This is a genomic window from Bacillus sp. SA1-12, from assembly GCF_000981385.1.
In the GTDB taxonomy this organism is placed as follows: Bacteria; Bacillota; Bacilli; order Bacillales; family Bacillaceae; genus Metabacillus.
In genome coordinates this window covers 31,628-47,745 of the sequence record NZ_LATZ01000001.1, presented here as the reverse complement: position 1 = coordinate 47,745, position 16,118 = coordinate 31,628, and the positions used below count along the sequence as shown (strand labels likewise).

The window sequence follows — 16,118 nt, the reverse complement described above, 5'->3', positions numbered from 1 at the left end:
GATTCAGATTTTAAAAACAATTTATTTGTAAGGGTTTACTTTCAGGATCTGTCTAAGCGCAAATCCTTATCTTTTATCATAAGGGGTTTTGAGAATGAAATATGTGATTGGGATTGATTTAGGTACAAGTGCGGTAAAAATTTTATTAATGGATAAAAATGGGGATGTTGCTCATGAAATTTCCAAATCCTATCCTTTAATCCATGAGAAATCTGGGTATAGTGAACAGGAACCGGAACAATGGGTAGATAAAACACGTGAAGGTCTTGGAGAGCTTATAAAAAAATTTACAGGTGATGTAAATGATATTGAGGGCATAAGTTTCTCAGGACAAATGCACGGACTTGTTTTATTAGATCCATCACATCATGTTTTACGAAATGCTATCCTTTGGAATGATGTGAGAACGACTCCTCAATGTAAACAGATTTATGATGTTGTTGGTCAGGAAAGATTACTTGAAATTACAAAAAACCCGGCATTAGAGGGCTTTACCTTGCCAAAAATATTATGGGTAAAAGAACATGAACCACATATTTTTGAACAAGCATCAGTATTTTTGCTTCCAAAGGATTATTTGCGTTTTCGAATGACCGGAGAAATACACAGTGAATACTCTGATGCAGCCGGAACATTATTATTAAATGTCGGAGAAAAAGAATGGAGCAGGGAAATTTGCGATCTTTTTGAAATCAAGCATGATTTTTGTCCGCCGCTCGTCGAATCACATGAATGTGTAGGAACGTTAACAGAACAATTTGCAAATGAAACAGGACTTTCTCCTGCCACAAAAGTTTTTGCTGGAGGAGCAGACAATGCCTGCGGAGCAATTGGTTCTGGTATTTTATCAGAGGGAAATACGCTCTGCAGTGTTGGAACATCTGGGGTTGTTTTATCTTATGAAGAGAGGAATAATCGTGATTTCGCTGGAAAGGTTCATTATTTTAACCATGGTAAAGAAAATGCTTTTTATACAATGGGAGTCACGTTAGCGGCAGGATATAGTTTAAGCTGGTTTAAAGATGTGTTTGCTGAAAATGAGACATTTGAAGCATTATTGGATGGGATCGAAGAAGTTCCGGTTGGCTCAAATGGATTATTATTCACACCTTATTTAGTTGGAGAAAGAACACCATATGCTGATCCAACTATTCGTGCCAGCTTCATCGGTATGGAAGGTTCTCATACAAAAAAGGATTTTGTTCGTGCCGTATTAGAGGGAATTACATTCTCCTTACATGAATCCATTGAAATTTTCCGTGACAGCGGCAAGAAAATCGAGACGATTACTTCCATTGGCGGCGGTGCAAAAAATGAAACATGGCTTCAAATTCAAGCGGATATCTTCAATGCAAAAATTATTAAATTAAAAAGCGAGCAAGGGCCAGGCATAGGAGCCGCTATTCTTGCAGCATACGGTGCTGGTTGGTCAAGCTCGCTTCAAGAAATAGCTGATCTCTTTATTCATCCGGCTAAAACATATATGCCAATTCAAGAAAACGTTGAAAAGTATCAGGAACTTTTTACTCTATATAGAGAAGTTTATCAACAAACTAAAGGCTTGAATGAAGGCTTAGCGAAATTTAGAAAATGAACTAATGAAAAGGGTCCAGACACGATGATCGTTAAGCACTATTTACGTCTTAAATAAGTGTTTGTGGCGGAACCCTTTGATTTAGTTTCAGTTATTTAAAAATGCCCTAATGAGGATCTTTGTTCACTTGTTCTTCTTTAGGCAAAGTATCTGGTGCACTTGGTACCTCTCGTTTAGTATCCGAAAAAGAATCGGAAGAGAGAATGACAATGATTAACTGGCCCCCGATTACTTTTGAGCGGATTAGCAGAGGCTGGTTGTGTAGGTTTTTAAAGACAAAATCCGGACCATACCAGCTTACTGTTGCATCCCGATTTGGCGGAACATAAGGCACTCTTCTGCTATGTGAATAACGTTCGAGAATTTTTACCCCTGCTCGATCTACTGCGTTAAACAGGGTGGAGGAAACCTGGCATATTCCGCCGCCCACACCTTCCGATAATTCTCCTCTTACAATCACAGGTGCTGGCAGGTACCCTTTTTCAACTGTCCGTTTTCCAACAACAGCATTAAATGAAAATGTTTCTCCCGGAAACACCACATAGTTATTGATCGCATTAGACGCTAATTGGATATTGTGTGAGCGTTCTTTGTTTCTACTATTAAAAAAGGTAATATATTGGCTGATTTTTTTTGAGCTAATGCTTGTTAATAATTCACTGTCAACCTTCGGGTAGATCGTTCTGACAGGGATTTCTATAGAAGTTGTTCCTTCATTAAAAAAAGACTGATAAAATGCTTCTTTGAATTTCTCTCGGTTAAGCTGATAGCCCATTTTTTCACTCACTAAATGTCCATGTTCGTCAATGGTTGCATCTGTTGGTTTTTTAAAAACTGATGTTTCCAGTTGTTTTTCGAGTTGACTATATTTTTCCTGATCGATCACGGATTGGCCAAAAGGGGGCAGAGCATACTCTGAGCGATGTATGCTGTGTATTTTTTCACCCTCATAGGTTAATGATATATCCTCAGAAATATTGGCAGGCTGTAAAGCCAGCAATAATAGCACTAAAATCATCTTCATATATGCCCTACCCCTTTTCCGTTTCTTAATATTAGTTAATTGTAGTTAGCAATGGATCAATATTAACTTTCCATGGTGAAAGAGGTGAAGTTCTCACTAATGTAAAAACAAGGTTTGCTTTAACAGCTCCATTTTCCTTAATAAACATTTTTACCTCAACAGGAATTTGAGTGACTATTGAATAGTGAGACTCTTCTTCATTTGTTTGTGAAATTGTCCACTGAATGGCTTCAATCTGTTTAATAGTACTAAGCTTATTTTTCCATTTTTTTTGATTACTTATTGATAGCTTTGCTGCTAATTCGTTATCGTGGTTTTTAATCGTCACTAGAAAAACATTTAATAATTGTTCTGCTTGAAGGTTTGTGAAATAATCGTCAATTTTCCCTGCGGCTTTCAATATCATCACATGGTGAGATAGATCGGCTTTTCCTGAGCGATGGGTTGTGCTTCCAGGGAAATGAATACAGAAATGGCCGGGAAATCCATTTTGAAGCGCTCCCGCACCGTGCGGCATGCCGTGCATTGAGGCAGGGATTAAACTGTCATTGGCAAGAATCAAGACAGCTTTTCTTCGCCAGCTCCATCTTCCATCATAGATTTCTTTCATAATCTTCGTGTCTTTTTTGGTAATGGGCTGAACATCTGCATGTCTGCTGCCGGCCCTTCGCTGTACATCAAAGCTTTTACCAGTTTCTACATCAATAACTGTAAAGATTGATTTCCTGGGCAAAATCTTGTTAACAGCTTCCCAATTTTGAAGGGTTATTTGGAAACTTATTGGAGTTTGTCTATTTTCATTAGAAGCAGCATATGTAAATTCGTTCCAAAAACAATTCATAAAAATGAATAATCCAATGGTAACAATAAAGCTTTTCACAATAACATGTCATCTCCGTAACTCATTTTTTTAATAATGATAGTTTGTGCTTAGTTAGAAAAAACATTACTTGAATTAAAATGGAAAATTGAAGAAGAAAATGAACATGCTGGTCTAAATAAAGTTTCAACAGGATAAGTTTAAACCTACTGATTAGAGTGATGAAATTAAATTGACTTACATTTCTAATCGTCTTACAATATACATATAAAATATTCCCAACTATTTTAATAAACTGGGGCAAGACTAACTTTTCCAACAAAGCAAATTTATATTGGAAAATTAACAGGATTTCCAAGACATTCTTCGTGAAAAATATAAGGATATAAAGGGTTAATAATTTTTGTGTTAGTTTTCCCTCTAATCTTCCAGGGAGGCTTACATTGACATTATCAGTCATTTTATCAATGTAGTCTGCAATTCAATTGACGATTAATTTTTTTCGTGTAACAACAGTAAACGATAAAAAAAGTAGCTCTTCTTTAAGGAATAATGAGGCTACTTTTTTTAAGTTATTGTGTTAAAATTTATGTAAAGAAATATTCACTAAGGGAAGGAAAATACAAAAGAATTCAGAATTTTCCTTAAATAATTGGTTCTATTTTAGAATAGGAGAATGCGTAATGCTTCAAACATTTAATCGGCAGCTTGAAAGATTTATGCCATTCCTTACACCTGTAAGCGTCATATTGGGTGTGATCTTTGCTAATCATTTATCGTCTTTATCATTTTTAATCCCTTGGATTTTTGCTATAATAACTTTCTCAGGTAGTCTTAACTCAAACTTTTCTTCCCTTAAAGGTGCACTAAAAAGTCCGCTTCCCTTACTTATTATTTTATTTGTTTTGCATTTAGGAATGCCTGTCATTGCATGGGGGGCAGGACATCTAATCTTTGCAAATGACCCTTTTACATCGACCGGACTTGTGCTTGCTGCTGTTATTCCTACTGGCATAACCAGCTTCATTTGGGTAACGATTTACAAAGGCAATATTGCATTGGCCCTTTCGATTATTTTGCTTGATACGATCTTATCTCCGTTCCTTGTGCCTCATACTCTTTCTTTTCTTGTTGGGCAGAAAGTAGAAATTAGTATATTATCGATTATGTACGGATTGTTATATATGGTCGTTTTACCATCTATATTAGGTATGACGCTGAATCATTTTTCTAAAGAGAAAAGTGTTCAAGCAGGGAAAGCATTAGCCCCATTTTCTAAACTTGGTCTTGGTTTGGTTGTTATGATCAATGGAGCTGTTGTAGCCCCTTATTTATCAAATATAACGGCGAAGCTTGTTATAATAGCTGTGACTGTTTTTATTCTTGCTTTCTTCGGATATTTACTAACTTGGATGGTAGCGAACTGGTTAAAAAGAGATCGGGAAACAAAAGTAGCGATGATCTTTACTGGCGGAATGCGCAATATTAGTGCTGGAGCTGTTATAGCCGTTCAATATTTTCCAGCTGCTGTCGCAGTCCCTGTAATTATCGGAATGCTGTTTCAGCAAGTCCTGGCATCCATATTTGGTTATTTGTTTAAACGATATGAGGACCGTATCATTCATTCAAATAAACAGCTTGTGGACAATGTGAGTGGATTATAAAGCCTTGCGTAATTTAATTCTGTTGCCAAAAAAGATAGATTGTGTTAAAAATAATATAATCAATGATTGAAATGATTGTAGCATAATTTAATAGAATTCACCGCTAGGGGAGCTTTTAAAAGCTGAGAGAGGCATGAAGCCTTGACCCTTATTACCTGATCTAGATAATACTAGCGTAGGGAAGAGGTGTTTGAAAATATTTGATAAACGTCGGAAAATATTATTGTTTTGGATGTTTATACATAATTTTGTATGTTCAAACCACTTCTTCAAATGAGAAGTGGTTTTTTCATTTCTGAAAAAAGGATGGGGAGGCAAAACAATGGCAGCAGATCATATTCAGCAATTAGTAGAACAAGTTGATTCCCGAAAAGATGAGCTGATTGAATTGCTTAAAAGGCTAATCGAATATAAAACACCAGCACCGCCTGCAAGAAACACTAAGGAAGCCCAACAATTTGTTGCTGATTTTTTAAGTGAAAAAGGCTTCACGATTGATATGTGGGATGTTTATCCCAATGATCCGAATGTTGTTGGAGTTCGTATTGGGACTGCTTCAGATCGCTTTAACAGCTTAATCATTAATGGTCATATTGATGTAGCAGAAGTCAGTGAGGATGAAGAATGGGAGGTGCACCCTTTTTATCCTGTTGTAAAGGACGGGAATATTATCGGTCGAGGTGCTGCTGATATGAAAGGCGGTTTAGCCGGTGCATTGTTCGCTATACAGTTAATACATGAAGCAGGGATTGAACTCCCTGGTAATTTAACCTTCCAGTCGGTCATTGGTGAAGAGGTCGGCGAGGCTGGGACATTGGAATGCTGCAAAAGGGGATATACTGCAGATTTTGCTGTTGTAGTTGACACAAGTGATTTACATATTCAAGGTCAAGGCGGTGTCATTACAGGATGGATTACGGTAAAGAGCCCGCAAACCTTTCATGATGCAACACGTAGACAAATGATTCATGCAGGAGGAAAGTTATTTGGTGCAAGCGCAATCGAGAAAATGACAAACATTATTCAGGGGCTGCAAGAGCTTGAACGGCATTGGGCTGTGACGAAATGTTATCCAGGGTTTATGCCAGGGACAAACACAATAAATCCTGCAGTTATTGAAGGGGGACGGCATGCAGCTTTTATAGCTGACGAATGCAGGCTATGGATTACGGTTCACTATTATCCAAATGAAACGTATGAGCAAATCATAAACGAAATTGAAACACATATACAAAATGTGGCGAACGCTGATCCTTGGCTTAGAGAAAATCCGCCTACTTTCGAATGGGGCGGGAAATCAATGATTGTTGATCGCGGAGAAATCTTTCCTTCACTGGAGGTTGATCCTGATCATCTCGGAGTGAAGCAATTAGCTTCAGCACATCAGGCCATATTAAACGATCAGGCGATTGTCGATGTCTCTCCTTCAGTAACAGATGGCGGCTGGTTAGGTGAGGCAGGAATTCCTACAGCGATTTATGGACCAGGAAACTTACAAAATGCGCATGCCATAAATGAGAAACTTCCAATAGAACAGCTTATTTCTTATACAAAGGTTATTTTGGCGTTTATTTATGACTGGTGTCATACAGAACGAGCTTGACTCGATTTGTTAAAGAAATTTAGGAGGGAAAAGGATGAAACTTAGTCAAAGGCTTTATGATAAGGTACTGCCAATATGGAATCGAAATCATGCCCATCCGTTCGTTCAGAAAATGGGAAATGGTACATTGGAGAAGGAAAAGTTCCGATTTTACATGGTACAGGATTACTTATATTTAATTGAATATGCAAAGGTTTTTGCTTTAGGTGCTGTAAAAGCGACAGACCTAGAGACGATGGGGAAATTTGCTAAATTACTAGATTCAACGCTTAATGAAGAAATGGAGCTTCATCGCCAATATGCGAAAAAATTTGAAATTACTGATGAGGAGCTGGAAACAGCAAAACCTTCACCAACAACACTTGCATACACACATTATATGTTACATGTAAGCCAAAATGGTACGCTTGCAGAGCTTGTTGCCGCATTGCTTCCTTGCATGTGGAGCTATTGGGAGATCGGCAAAGAGCTTAAAAAAATCGAAGGGGCAAGTGAGCATGTGTTTTATGGAGAATGGATAAACATGTATGCTTCAGATGAATTTGGGCAGCTTGCAACATGGTGTATAGAGTTAATGGATCAAGTAGCAGAGGGTAAGCCTGAAGCGGAGCTGGAAAAATTGGAGGAGATTTTTCTTAATACCACACGATTTGAATACATGTTTTGGGATATGGCTTATAACGAAGCGATGTGGCCAATCGATGAGTAATTCAGTATTGAAGTTTCAACATGTATCCTTTCACTATGAAGAAGGAAAAACGCCAATTTTAAAAGATTTTGATATTCAGGTAAATGAAGGGGAGTTCGTTAGTATCATTGGTCCAAGCGGATCTGGCAAAAGCACATTGTTTAAATTGGTGACAGGTCTGGAACAACCAACAGAAGGTGAAATCTTTTTACGGAATAAATTAGAATCAAACCGACTTGGGAAGGTCGGTTATATGCCTCAGCAAGATTTGCTGCTGCCGTGGCGAACAATTGTCGAAAATGCTGCACTTCCTTTAGAAATAAATGGGGTTAACAAAAAAGAAGCACACAAGCGGGTCCTGGGTCTACTTGAAGAATTCGGACTGAAAGGTGTGGAAGACTGCTTCCCTAGTGACTTATCCGGCGGGATGAGACAAAGGGTGTCTTTTCTGCGCACGATATTAAGCGGTTCAGAGGTTCTGCTTTTGGATGAACCATTTAGTGCCCTTGATGCCATTACAAGAATTTCCTTGCAAGAGTGGCTCCTATCCAAATGGGAAAAACGCAAGGAAACGATTCTTTTTATTACACATGATGTCAACGAAGCTCTGTTTTTATCAGATCGAATCTTTATTTTTACAGATATGCCGTCAAGCAAACTTGAGGAAGTTAAGGTTCCACTTGAGCGCCCGCGAGAGTTAAAGGATTTAAATAAGCCTGAAGTGATTAAGCTGAAGGATTATTTAATTGACCAGCTTCGAGCTAGGAGGAAATCATGAAGTTTTTCCAAAAGTATGCTGCTGCAAGTCTTCTTGTTATCGGCTTTCTATTCATTTGGGAATTCTGCGCAAGAATTGTTGATTTGGGATTTATTTTACCGGCCCCATCCGATATTGTTTATAAGTTATGGGAAATAAAAGCTCCCTTATTTTTCGAACATTTACCGGCAACATTATTAATCATTGTGATTGGCCTTATAATTTCGATTGTTTTTGGAGTTGGCCTAGCTGTTTGGATGAGCCTAAGTAAAACGGCTGAAAGAACCTTTTATCCGATCATCATCTCGTCACAAACCATTCCAATCATTGCTCTTGCTCCAATCTTTGTCCTTTGGTTTGGTTATACGATCTGGAGCAAGGTTGTTGTAACTGTCCTTATCACATTTTTCCCAATAACTGTTAATACATATGATGGGCTTCGCTCAACAAACAAGGAATACCGGGATTTATTATTAACAATGGGTGCGAGTAAAAGAGATTTATTCTTTAAACTTCAAGTTCCAGCAAGTGCGCCGCATTTCTTTTCCGGATTAAAGGTTGCCGTTACTCTTAGTGTCATTGGGGCTGCTATAGGTGAATGGATCGGTGCTCAAGCAGGGTTAGGTTATTTTAGCCGGAGAATGATGACACAATTTGATGGAGCTGGTGTTTTTGCTCCGATCATTTTGTTATCAGCAGTAGGGGTTTTACTTTTTCTGCTAGTCGGCTGGATGGAAAGAAGAACACTAAGATGGAGGAAAACAAAATGAAAAAATATTTATTGCTATTATTATGCATGATGCTTGTGCTGCTGACAGCATGTTCTGTCGGAGAGAACAGCACATCAAAGCAAACTGCGAGCAGAGAAAAAGAAATAAAAGAGTTAAAGGATATAAGTATTATGCTGGATTGGTATCCTAATGCCGTTCACAGTTTTTTATATGTGGCACAGGAAAAAGGCTATTTTGAAGAAGAAGGCTTAAATGTTGATATTCAATTTCCAGCTAACCCGACAGATCCTATTAATTTAGCCGCTGCCGGTCAAGTGACATTAGGCATTTCCTATCAGCCAGATGTCATTATTGCACGTGCAAATCAAGATGTGAACATTAAATCTGTAGGGGCAATTGTCCGTTCCCCTTTAAATCGGGTTGTTTTTCCAGAGGATAGCGAAATTCAATCACCAAAGGATCTAGAAGGAAAAAAAGTAGGGTATCCTGGAATTCCGCTTAATGAATCTCTTATTCAATCAATGGTGAAAGCAGATGGCGGAAATCCAGAAAGCGTAGAAATGATTGATGTTGGCTTTGAGCTAGGATCATCCATAGTTAGTAAAAAGGTAGATGCCGTCGTTGGGGCTTATATTAATCATGAGGTACCTGTATTAAAACATGAAGGCCATGCAACTCGTAATATAAACCCAACAGATTATGGTATCCCAAGCTATAATGAGCTTATCGCAGTAACGAGTGATAAAACCTGGGAGATAGAACAAGAAAGTATTAAAGGTTTTTGGCGTGCTGCAACAAAGGGATATGAATTTACTGCAGAAAATCCAGAAGAAGCGTTAAACATCTTATTAACGAATCAAGATGAAGCAAACTTTCCATTAGTAGAAGAAGTAGAGACGGAAAGTTTGGACATTCTATTACCGCTTATGAAGTCAGAGGAAGGCTTTGGCAGTCAAAGCCAAGAACAATGGGAAGAAACCATTAGCTGGATGAAGGATGCTGACTTAATTGAAAAAGAACCTGCTGTAGATGATATTTTTGTTAATATTGCGGAGTAAGAATAAAAGTTCAGAGCGCCTTAGTCAGTACGGACAAATAAGATAATTTTGTATTGAAGGCTATTTTGTCTAGAATCTAGAAGGGCTAGGCACCGGCAGTCAAAAACGCGACGTTATTTGCCCTGACAGTGCTCGTCCTTTGCTTCGAAGCTGAATGACGTCCGCTTGCTCACAATAAGAATTTTTCTAAAACAAGAAAGGACGTGCATCCTATGGAGCACGTCCTTTCTTTATTTTTTAAATTTTTAACTCAACTTTTGCCCCTTTGCGAAGCTCCTCGACTTTTGCAGCAAGTTTTTCTTGTGTTTTTTGCTGTTCAAGTTGCAGTTTCAGCTGTTCTTTTACATCTTCGTATTTTGGTGTCTCGGTATCTTTTCCAGCCTGACTAGCCATTGAATCATAATATTCCTTTAACTCTTTTTCGGTTACTTCTTCAATATTTAAGTCCTTATCTATATATTGACCATATTTTACCTTATCGGAAATCTGCACTTTCAACTCATCAAGTGTGAGATTGTTTTGTTTTAAAGCTTCATTAAAAGCTTTTTCATCTTTATACTGAGCCTTTAATGTCTCTAAATCCTTGTTAATATCCTCATCCGTTGCTTTATAACCTTTTTTTTCAATTTCTTGCATCAGCAGGGTTTGGCCAACAAGGCTTTCAAGTGTATAATCTTTCAGTTGTTTAGCAATGTCCTCTGAGGTTGGGTCTTGTCCCATTGATTGAAACTGAGTTTGAGAAATACTTAAGGCGTCATTGTACTCAGCCCCTTTTATCTCCTGTCCATTAACAATCGCTACAACAGTATCTTCTTTTACTTTCTGGGCTTCAAGCTTTTTTTGCATTTCTTCTGCATCAGCAGCAGCTTGTTTTTCGTCAGTTTTCTCCTCAGCTTTTTCCTCAGCTTTCTCCTCAGTTGACTTATCAGTGTTTGCAGAGTCTTTTTTGTCTTCATCATTATTGCAGGCAGCTAGTGAGAATGCGAGCAGCCCAATAAATAATGTAAGCAGAAATTTTTTCATGTGTTGTTCTCCTTTCGCTTTTAGGAAGAAATGGTCCTATAAGGCGTGCATAGTTGGAATTGTATAACAGTTAGTAGAAAAATGAAAGGGGAAAGAAGAAAGATAGCATAAAATAACTATTCGATCTTCTTTACAATTTTCCTGTTTTTATTTATCCATTTTAGTCTCACCTTATTTTGGATAAGCCATCCGCCACAATCCGATATCGTTAAAACCGAGCCTTTTATAGATCCGCCCGGCCATTGGATTATTATAAAATAAGGACAGAGTTTTCCCTTCATTTAAAACCTCGTTACAAAGTTCTTGCATCACAAGTGATGCAAGTCCTTTTTGACGCTCGGCAGGATGTGAGCAAACGCCAACAATCATGCCAGAGTACTGATTTTCCGCTGTTGTTGAGGCTATAGAAATCACCTCTCCCATAGCATTTTCAATATAGAACGAACGTCCAGTTCCCGTCTCAATAGTTCTTTTATAGCTTTGTTTTGAAAAGGAATTGAAATCAAATTCGCTAATTTGCTCCTTAAGTAAGCAAATTCTTTCAACATCCTCTAATGCTGCCTTCTTTACTTCATATTCAGGGGAGGAATTTTGAAGTTCTTTATTTAGCTCTTTGTTGTCTTTTAACTCGGCAAAGTATGTTAGCTTTGCTCGTCTTAAAGGGGTAAGTGTTTGGATTCTTTTAACGATATCATTTTTTCCAGATACCATCACAAGCTCAGGATCTGTCGAAATGACGTTTGCCATTTTTGTTAGATCAATTTCCGATTTCGCATATGGAATATAAGTATGCTGATAACGCAGTAAGACACCTTCAATTTCTCCATTTTTGTTATATTGAGCATATATGTCCTGAAAATCAGCATCATAACCGAAATTTTCAATATCACCGATAATAAAAAGATTAAATGCCTTTTCTTCTAGTAAAAAGTCCATAACCTGTTTTTGATCAGCCGATGTACATTTATTAAACATGCCCAAACATCCTCTCCGTCACTGTTTTTAGAGGTTAATTATACAATCGTTTTCAAAAAGTTCAATCCTTTTTTGAGAGCTTTTTATTATTAGTTTCTTCTTGAAATGCGTGTTGAGTAATAGGACTTTATGTGATCTGCATAAAAGATTGCCTTAAATTAGATCTATACTTGTCTTAACCAATGTTAAATTTCCTCTGAAGTTTATACTCTATATAATATTGAATGGAGTTGAAGGCACGGTACTCCTTCGGAAGCAATGGACAGGGAGGGCCTAAGCAGAAGCATGCGACAGACAAATTTTTAAGCCATTATCTTAAAAGTGCTCTCCATTAAATATAAATTGAATAAAAATTTACAAATAACGGTAAACATGATCATTGAAAATAAGGGATGAGGAGCGTTTAAACAGTATGAGAAGCGTTTAAGAACATATAACTGCTAATGGTGACGCTTACACTTACTAAATGGAAGAATTACACGCAACATTTCGATAAGACCTTGAATATGAAACTCATCATGTTACTATTAAATCGTTAATAAAAATACGAACAAAAATACGAACGTATTGGAGAGATGAGATGTTAAACAATAAAACCATTGCCTTTCTAGGTGCAGGTTCGATGGCAGAAGCAATGATTTCCGGAATGGTTAAATCAGGGAAAGTCCAATCGGAACAAATTATTGCAACCAATCGTTCCAATGAAGAACGATTAGCTTACTTGCAAGCTAAATATGGAATTAAGGCAATGAAACATAAAAATTTACAATTTGATCAAATAGATATATTCGTTTTGGCAATGAAGCCAAAGGATGTAGATAAGGCATTAAACGACATTAAAAGTCATATAAGACCAAATCAACTCATATTATCTGTTTTAGCAGGGATTACAACTTCATATCTAGAGAAAAACCTTCATAAAGGCCAGCAAGTAGTTCGAGTCATGCCGAATACGTCAAGTATGATAGGCGAATCAGCTACAGCCATTTCCCCAGGCCTTGAAACAGCCGATGAAAATATTAAGTTAACGGAAAGTATGCTTACATGCATTGGAGAGGTATTCAAAATTGATGAAAAAGATATGGATATTTTTACAGGCTTAGCTGGAAGCGGGCCAGCATATTTCTATTATTTAATGGAGCATATGGAACAGCAAGGTGTTCTTGCTGGTTTAGATATTGCAGCAACAAGACAAATTATTGCCCAAACGATTGTCGGTGCAGCAAAAATGATACAAGAACAGGATCAATCGCCAGCTGTTTTAAGAGGGAATGTTACATCTCCAAATGGCACAACAGCTGCCGGGCTGGCTGCGCTTGATGAAAATGGCGGAGGGAACGCGATTGCACAGGCTGTTGAGCATGCTGCTAAGCGTTCAAAACAAATTAGCGAAGAAATTCAAGAGAGCTTATTAGCAGAAGCTGTAAAATAATAGCCAGTTTAAAGCTCATCATTGATTATGCATCGTTTTGATTGGAGTATTAAAAGAGCAAAGAGACTCCTGCGGGATAAACAGGATAGGGGAGACCTAAGCTGTCGCATAGATAACGCAAAGAGACTCCAAGACCACCTGCTAAAGATAAGCTTTTGGAGCGAACTTTAACAGATATGCTTAACTGAACCCAGATCACTATGAAAGTTAAGTTTAATTAAGAAGCAAACCACAAATAGAGAGAAAACATATTCGGGAGTGATAGAATGCCGACCCTGCAAAATAAGAAAAAACGGGTTGTAATAAAGGTAGGAAGCAGTTCGTTAACAAGTCGACATGGAGAAATAAGTCGGCGGAAACTAGAGAAATTAGCTGATGAAATTGCTTTATTAAAGGATGAAGGATACGAAATCGTATTTGTATCTTCTGGGGCGGTTGCTGCCGGCTACAGAAAGCTGGGGTGTATTGAGCGGCCAACCTCATTACCGGAAAAACAAGCTGCAGCTTCAATTGGTCAAGGCTTATTAATTGAAGCCTATTCGGAAATCTTTTTATCACACGGTTATGTTGCATCACAAATTTTGATTACTCGCAGTGATTTTTCGGATGAATATCGTTATCACAATGTTCGAAATACATTAAATGTATTATTGGAACGAGGAATTATTCCTATTGTTAATGAAAATGATACGGTGACAGTTGACCTATTAAAGTTTGGTGATAATGATACATTATCTGCTAAAGTAGCTGGGCTTGTTGAAGCTGACCAATTGATTATCTTATCTGATATTGATGGACTATATGATTCTGACCCTCGCAAAAACGAAAAGGCAAAATTGCTAGAAAAGGTATATGAGATCACACCAGAAATTGAAGAAGGGGCTGGAGAATCAGGCAGCAATGTTGGAACTGGCGGGATGAAATCGAAAATTGATGCTGTGAAAATTGCAATGGCTTCAGGAATTTCGACTTTTTTAGGCAAGGCAAGCATTCAGAATATTTTAGGTGATGCGGTTAATGGAATAGCGAGAGGGACTTACTTTGAAGTAACAAATGAGACAATTAATTTAAATCAGAAAAGACAATGGATTGCCTTCCACTCTGGACCAGAAGGTGAGATTGTGATCAATCAAAATATAAGAACATCAATTGCTGATCACAAGCATAGTATTTTTTCTTCAGATATAATCCGGGTTAAAGGACAATTTGAAAAAGGTGCCGTTATTCGAATTGTTGATCAAGATGGAGTAAGAATCGGCTTAGGTGTAGTTAATTATTCAAATGAAGATTTAGAAAGATTAAATAAAATTTCAGGTAAAGATGTAGAAAGATTAGAGGTAGTCCATTTCGATGACCTTGTATGTGAACTTGAATTATCTTTGCCTGTAGGAGTATAAAGGGAGGAATTGGATGTCTGTTACAAAAGTTATAACAAATGTTAAAGCACAAGCAATTGCAGCAAAAAAAGCAGCGAAAAAGTTAGGATTATTAACAACAGACGAAAAAAATGAAGCCTTACACATTATAGCTGATGAGTTAGTAAAGAGTGCAAATATGATATTGACTGCAAATGAGCAGGATTTACAAGCAGGCCAAGAAAAAGGCTATGATGAAGCTTTTATGGACCGTCTTGCCCTTTCATTGGAACGGATTGAAGACTTTGCAGAAGGACTGCGTCAAGTAGCTGCCTTAGAAGACCCGATTGGAAAGATTCAATCAAGTTGGACACTTGAAAATGGACTGCTTGTTGAAAAGGTAACTGTACCTTTAGGTGTGATCGGGATGATCTACGAAGCACGTCCAAATGTAACCGTAGATGCTGCAGGTCTTGCGCTTAAATCAGGCAATGCAATTGTGTTAAAAGGTGGTTCCTCTGCTTTATCATCAAACAAAGCAATTGTTCAAATTATGCACGAGGCCTTGAAAAAAACAAAAATTTCTGAGGATGCTGTACAATTTATTGAAAGTATAGATCGTGAAGCAACACAGCAGCTATATACCATGAAGGAGCATATTGATGTGCTAATTCCAAGAGGCGGAAGCTCATTAATTAATGCTGTAGTAAATAATGCAACAGTACCTGTACTCGAAACAGGTGTCGGAAACTGCCATTTATTTATAGATAAGGAAGCAGATCTTGAAAAAGCGTTAAATATTCTGATCAATGCAAAAACAGACCGTCCGGCAGTCTGTAATGCTCTAGAAACGATGATTATCCATAAGGAATGGCTTAGGAAAAATCATGAAGTGTTACATGCGGCCTTCAAACAGTATGGGATTACAATCCATGGGGACGAAGATGCACGATCCTTCCTTCCTGATGCAATCTTAGCAAATGAAGATGATTGGGCAAATGAATATTTAAGTTTAGATCTAGCTGTAAAAGTTGTAGGGAATGTAGAGGAAGCGATTGACCATATTGAAACATATGGTACAAAGCATTCTGAAGCAATTGTTACTGAAAATCGTGAAACAGCAAAGATATTTATGAGTTTAGTGGATGCATCTGCACTTTATCATAATGCGTCAACACGGTTTACAGATGGGGGAGCACTTGGCTTTGGGGCTGAAATTGGCATCTCAACACAAAAGCTACATGCTAGAGGACCAATGGGGCTGCCCGCATTAACAACTGTAAAATTTATGATGTCAGGCAATGGCCAAACACGATAATAGAATAAGATTGATGAAAAGGCTGTTTCACAAGATTCTGCATTTGTGAAACAGCCTTTTTTTGCGCAAAAATGCA

14 protein-coding genes and 1 riboswitch are annotated in these 16,118 nt (G+C 37.7%); of the genes, 10 read left to right on the top strand and 4 right to left on the bottom strand.

What is annotated here, in order from left to right:
- The first annotated feature begins 94 nt into the window (after positions 1-94).
- Positions 95-1,594 carry a xylulokinase gene (xylB, locus tag WQ54_RS00225; protein WP_046510489.1) on the top strand — a complete coding sequence of 500 codons (1,500 nt, stop codon included), beginning with the start codon at positions 95-97 and terminating at the stop codon, positions 1,592-1,594.
- A gap of 106 nt (positions 1,595-1,700) precedes the next feature.
- Here the strand turns inward: xylB and WQ54_RS00220 are convergent, their stop codons facing one another.
- Together WQ54_RS00220 and WQ54_RS00215 are read right to left on the bottom strand one after the other, a co-directional pair.
- Positions 1,701-2,618 carry a VanW family protein gene (locus tag WQ54_RS00220; RefSeq protein ID WP_046510486.1) on the bottom strand — a complete coding sequence of 306 codons (918 nt, stop codon included), beginning with the start codon at positions 2,616-2,618 and terminating at the stop codon, positions 1,701-1,703.
- A gap of 31 nt (positions 2,619-2,649) precedes the next feature.
- Positions 2,650-3,498, bottom strand: a complete 849-nt coding sequence (locus WQ54_RS00215; protein ID WP_052737600.1) for a hypothetical protein — start codon at positions 3,496-3,498, stop codon at positions 2,650-2,652.
- A gap of 623 nt (positions 3,499-4,121) precedes the next feature.
- Between WQ54_RS00215 and WQ54_RS00205 the strand changes: the two genes are divergently transcribed.
- The 6 genes from WQ54_RS00205 to WQ54_RS00180 all read left to right on the top strand — a co-directional run bounded on the left by WQ54_RS00205 (position 4,122) and on the right by WQ54_RS00180 (position 9,939).
- Positions 4,122-5,102 carry a bile acid:sodium symporter family protein gene (locus WQ54_RS00205; protein ID WP_046510483.1) on the top strand — a complete coding sequence of 327 codons (981 nt, stop codon included), beginning with the start codon at positions 4,122-4,124 and terminating at the stop codon, positions 5,100-5,102.
- A gap of 95 nt (positions 5,103-5,197) precedes the next feature.
- A riboswitch (TPP riboswitch) is annotated at positions 5,198-5,301 on the top strand.
- Positions 5,302-5,424: 123 nt separating this feature from the next.
- Complete coding sequence (locus WQ54_RS00200; RefSeq protein WP_046510481.1) at positions 5,425-6,705, top strand: acetylornithine deacetylase; 1,281 nt, start codon at positions 5,425-5,427, stop codon at positions 6,703-6,705.
- Between the two features lie 34 nt (positions 6,706-6,739).
- Positions 6,740-7,414 carry a thiaminase II gene (gene tenA, locus WQ54_RS00195; RefSeq protein WP_046510479.1) on the top strand — a complete coding sequence of 225 codons (675 nt, stop codon included), beginning with the start codon at positions 6,740-6,742 and terminating at the stop codon, positions 7,412-7,414.
- Positions 7,407-8,171 carry an ABC transporter ATP-binding protein gene (locus WQ54_RS00190; protein WP_046510477.1) on the top strand — a complete coding sequence of 255 codons (765 nt, stop codon included), beginning with the start codon at positions 7,407-7,409 and terminating at the stop codon, positions 8,169-8,171. Before tenA ends, WQ54_RS00190 begins: the two co-directional genes overlap by 8 nt.
- The gene (locus WQ54_RS00185) at positions 8,168-8,920 is read left to right on the top strand and encodes an ABC transporter permease (RefSeq protein WP_046510475.1); all 753 of its coding nucleotides are present in this window, start codon (positions 8,168-8,170) and stop codon (positions 8,918-8,920) included. Before WQ54_RS00190 ends, WQ54_RS00185 begins: the two co-directional genes overlap by 4 nt.
- Positions 8,917-9,939, top strand: coding sequence for an ABC transporter substrate-binding protein (locus tag WQ54_RS00180; protein ID WP_046510473.1), 1,023 nt, complete (start codon positions 8,917-8,919; stop codon positions 9,937-9,939). Before WQ54_RS00185 ends, WQ54_RS00180 begins: the two co-directional genes overlap by 4 nt.
- Positions 9,940-10,176: 237 nt before the next feature.
- Here WQ54_RS00180 and WQ54_RS00175 read toward each other — a convergent pair whose 3' ends face one another.
- A complete protein-coding gene (locus WQ54_RS00175; protein WP_046510471.1) occupies positions 10,177-10,962 on the bottom strand; it encodes a SurA N-terminal domain-containing protein in 786 nt (261 codons plus the stop codon).
- Positions 10,963-11,133: 171 nt separating this feature from the next.
- On the bottom strand, positions 11,134-11,937 hold the full coding sequence (locus WQ54_RS00170) for a GNAT family N-acetyltransferase (RefSeq protein WP_046510469.1): 804 nt from the start codon (positions 11,935-11,937) through the stop codon (positions 11,134-11,136).
- Between the two features lie 580 nt (positions 11,938-12,517).
- On the opposite strand from WQ54_RS00170, the gene proC reads away from it, so the two are divergent.
- The 3 genes from proC (at position 12,518) to WQ54_RS00155 (ending at position 16,042) form a co-directional block, all read left to right on the top strand.
- The gene (gene proC / locus WQ54_RS00165; protein ID WP_046510467.1) at positions 12,518-13,369 is read left to right on the top strand and encodes a pyrroline-5-carboxylate reductase; all 852 of its coding nucleotides are present in this window, start codon (positions 12,518-12,520) and stop codon (positions 13,367-13,369) included.
- A 275-nt stretch (positions 13,370-13,644) separates the two neighbouring features.
- Positions 13,645-14,766, top strand: coding sequence for a glutamate 5-kinase (gene proB, locus WQ54_RS00160; RefSeq protein ID WP_197089516.1), 1,122 nt, complete (start codon positions 13,645-13,647; stop codon positions 14,764-14,766).
- 13 nt (positions 14,767-14,779) lie between these two features.
- The gene (locus WQ54_RS00155) at positions 14,780-16,042 is read left to right on the top strand and encodes a glutamate-5-semialdehyde dehydrogenase (protein ID WP_046510463.1); all 1,263 of its coding nucleotides are present in this window, start codon (positions 14,780-14,782) and stop codon (positions 16,040-16,042) included.
- Positions 16,043-16,118 lie beyond the last annotated feature (76 nt).

Coding starts and splice junctions, on each gene's coding strand:
- proC (WP_046510467.1), top strand. CDS start 12,518: ATGTTAAACAATAAAACCATTGCCTTTCTAGGTGCAGGTTCGATGGCA.
- WQ54_RS00200 (WP_046510481.1), top strand. CDS start 5,425: ATGGCAGCAGATCATATTCAGCAATTAGTAGAACAAGTTGATTCCCGA.
- WQ54_RS00180 (WP_046510473.1), top strand. CDS start 8,917: ATGAAAAAATATTTATTGCTATTATTATGCATGATGCTTGTGCTGCTG.
- tenA (WP_046510479.1), top strand. CDS start 6,740: ATGAAACTTAGTCAAAGGCTTTATGATAAGGTACTGCCAATATGGAAT.
- WQ54_RS00190 (WP_046510477.1), top strand. CDS start 7,407: ATGAGTAATTCAGTATTGAAGTTTCAACATGTATCCTTTCACTATGAA.
- WQ54_RS00170 (WP_046510469.1), bottom strand. CDS start 11,937: ATGTTTAATAAATGTACATCGGCTGATCAAAAACAGGTTATGGACTTT.
- xylB (WP_046510489.1), top strand. CDS start 95: ATGAAATATGTGATTGGGATTGATTTAGGTACAAGTGCGGTAAAAATT.
- WQ54_RS00155 (WP_046510463.1), top strand. CDS start 14,780: ATGTCTGTTACAAAAGTTATAACAAATGTTAAAGCACAAGCAATTGCA.
- WQ54_RS00175 (WP_046510471.1), bottom strand. CDS start 10,962: ATGAAAAAATTTCTGCTTACATTATTTATTGGGCTGCTCGCATTCTCA.
- WQ54_RS00205 (WP_046510483.1), top strand. CDS start 4,122: ATGCTTCAAACATTTAATCGGCAGCTTGAAAGATTTATGCCATTCCTT.
- WQ54_RS00220 (WP_046510486.1), bottom strand. CDS start 2,618: ATGAAGATGATTTTAGTGCTATTATTGCTGGCTTTACAGCCTGCCAAT.
- WQ54_RS00185 (WP_046510475.1), top strand. CDS start 8,168: ATGAAGTTTTTCCAAAAGTATGCTGCTGCAAGTCTTCTTGTTATCGGC.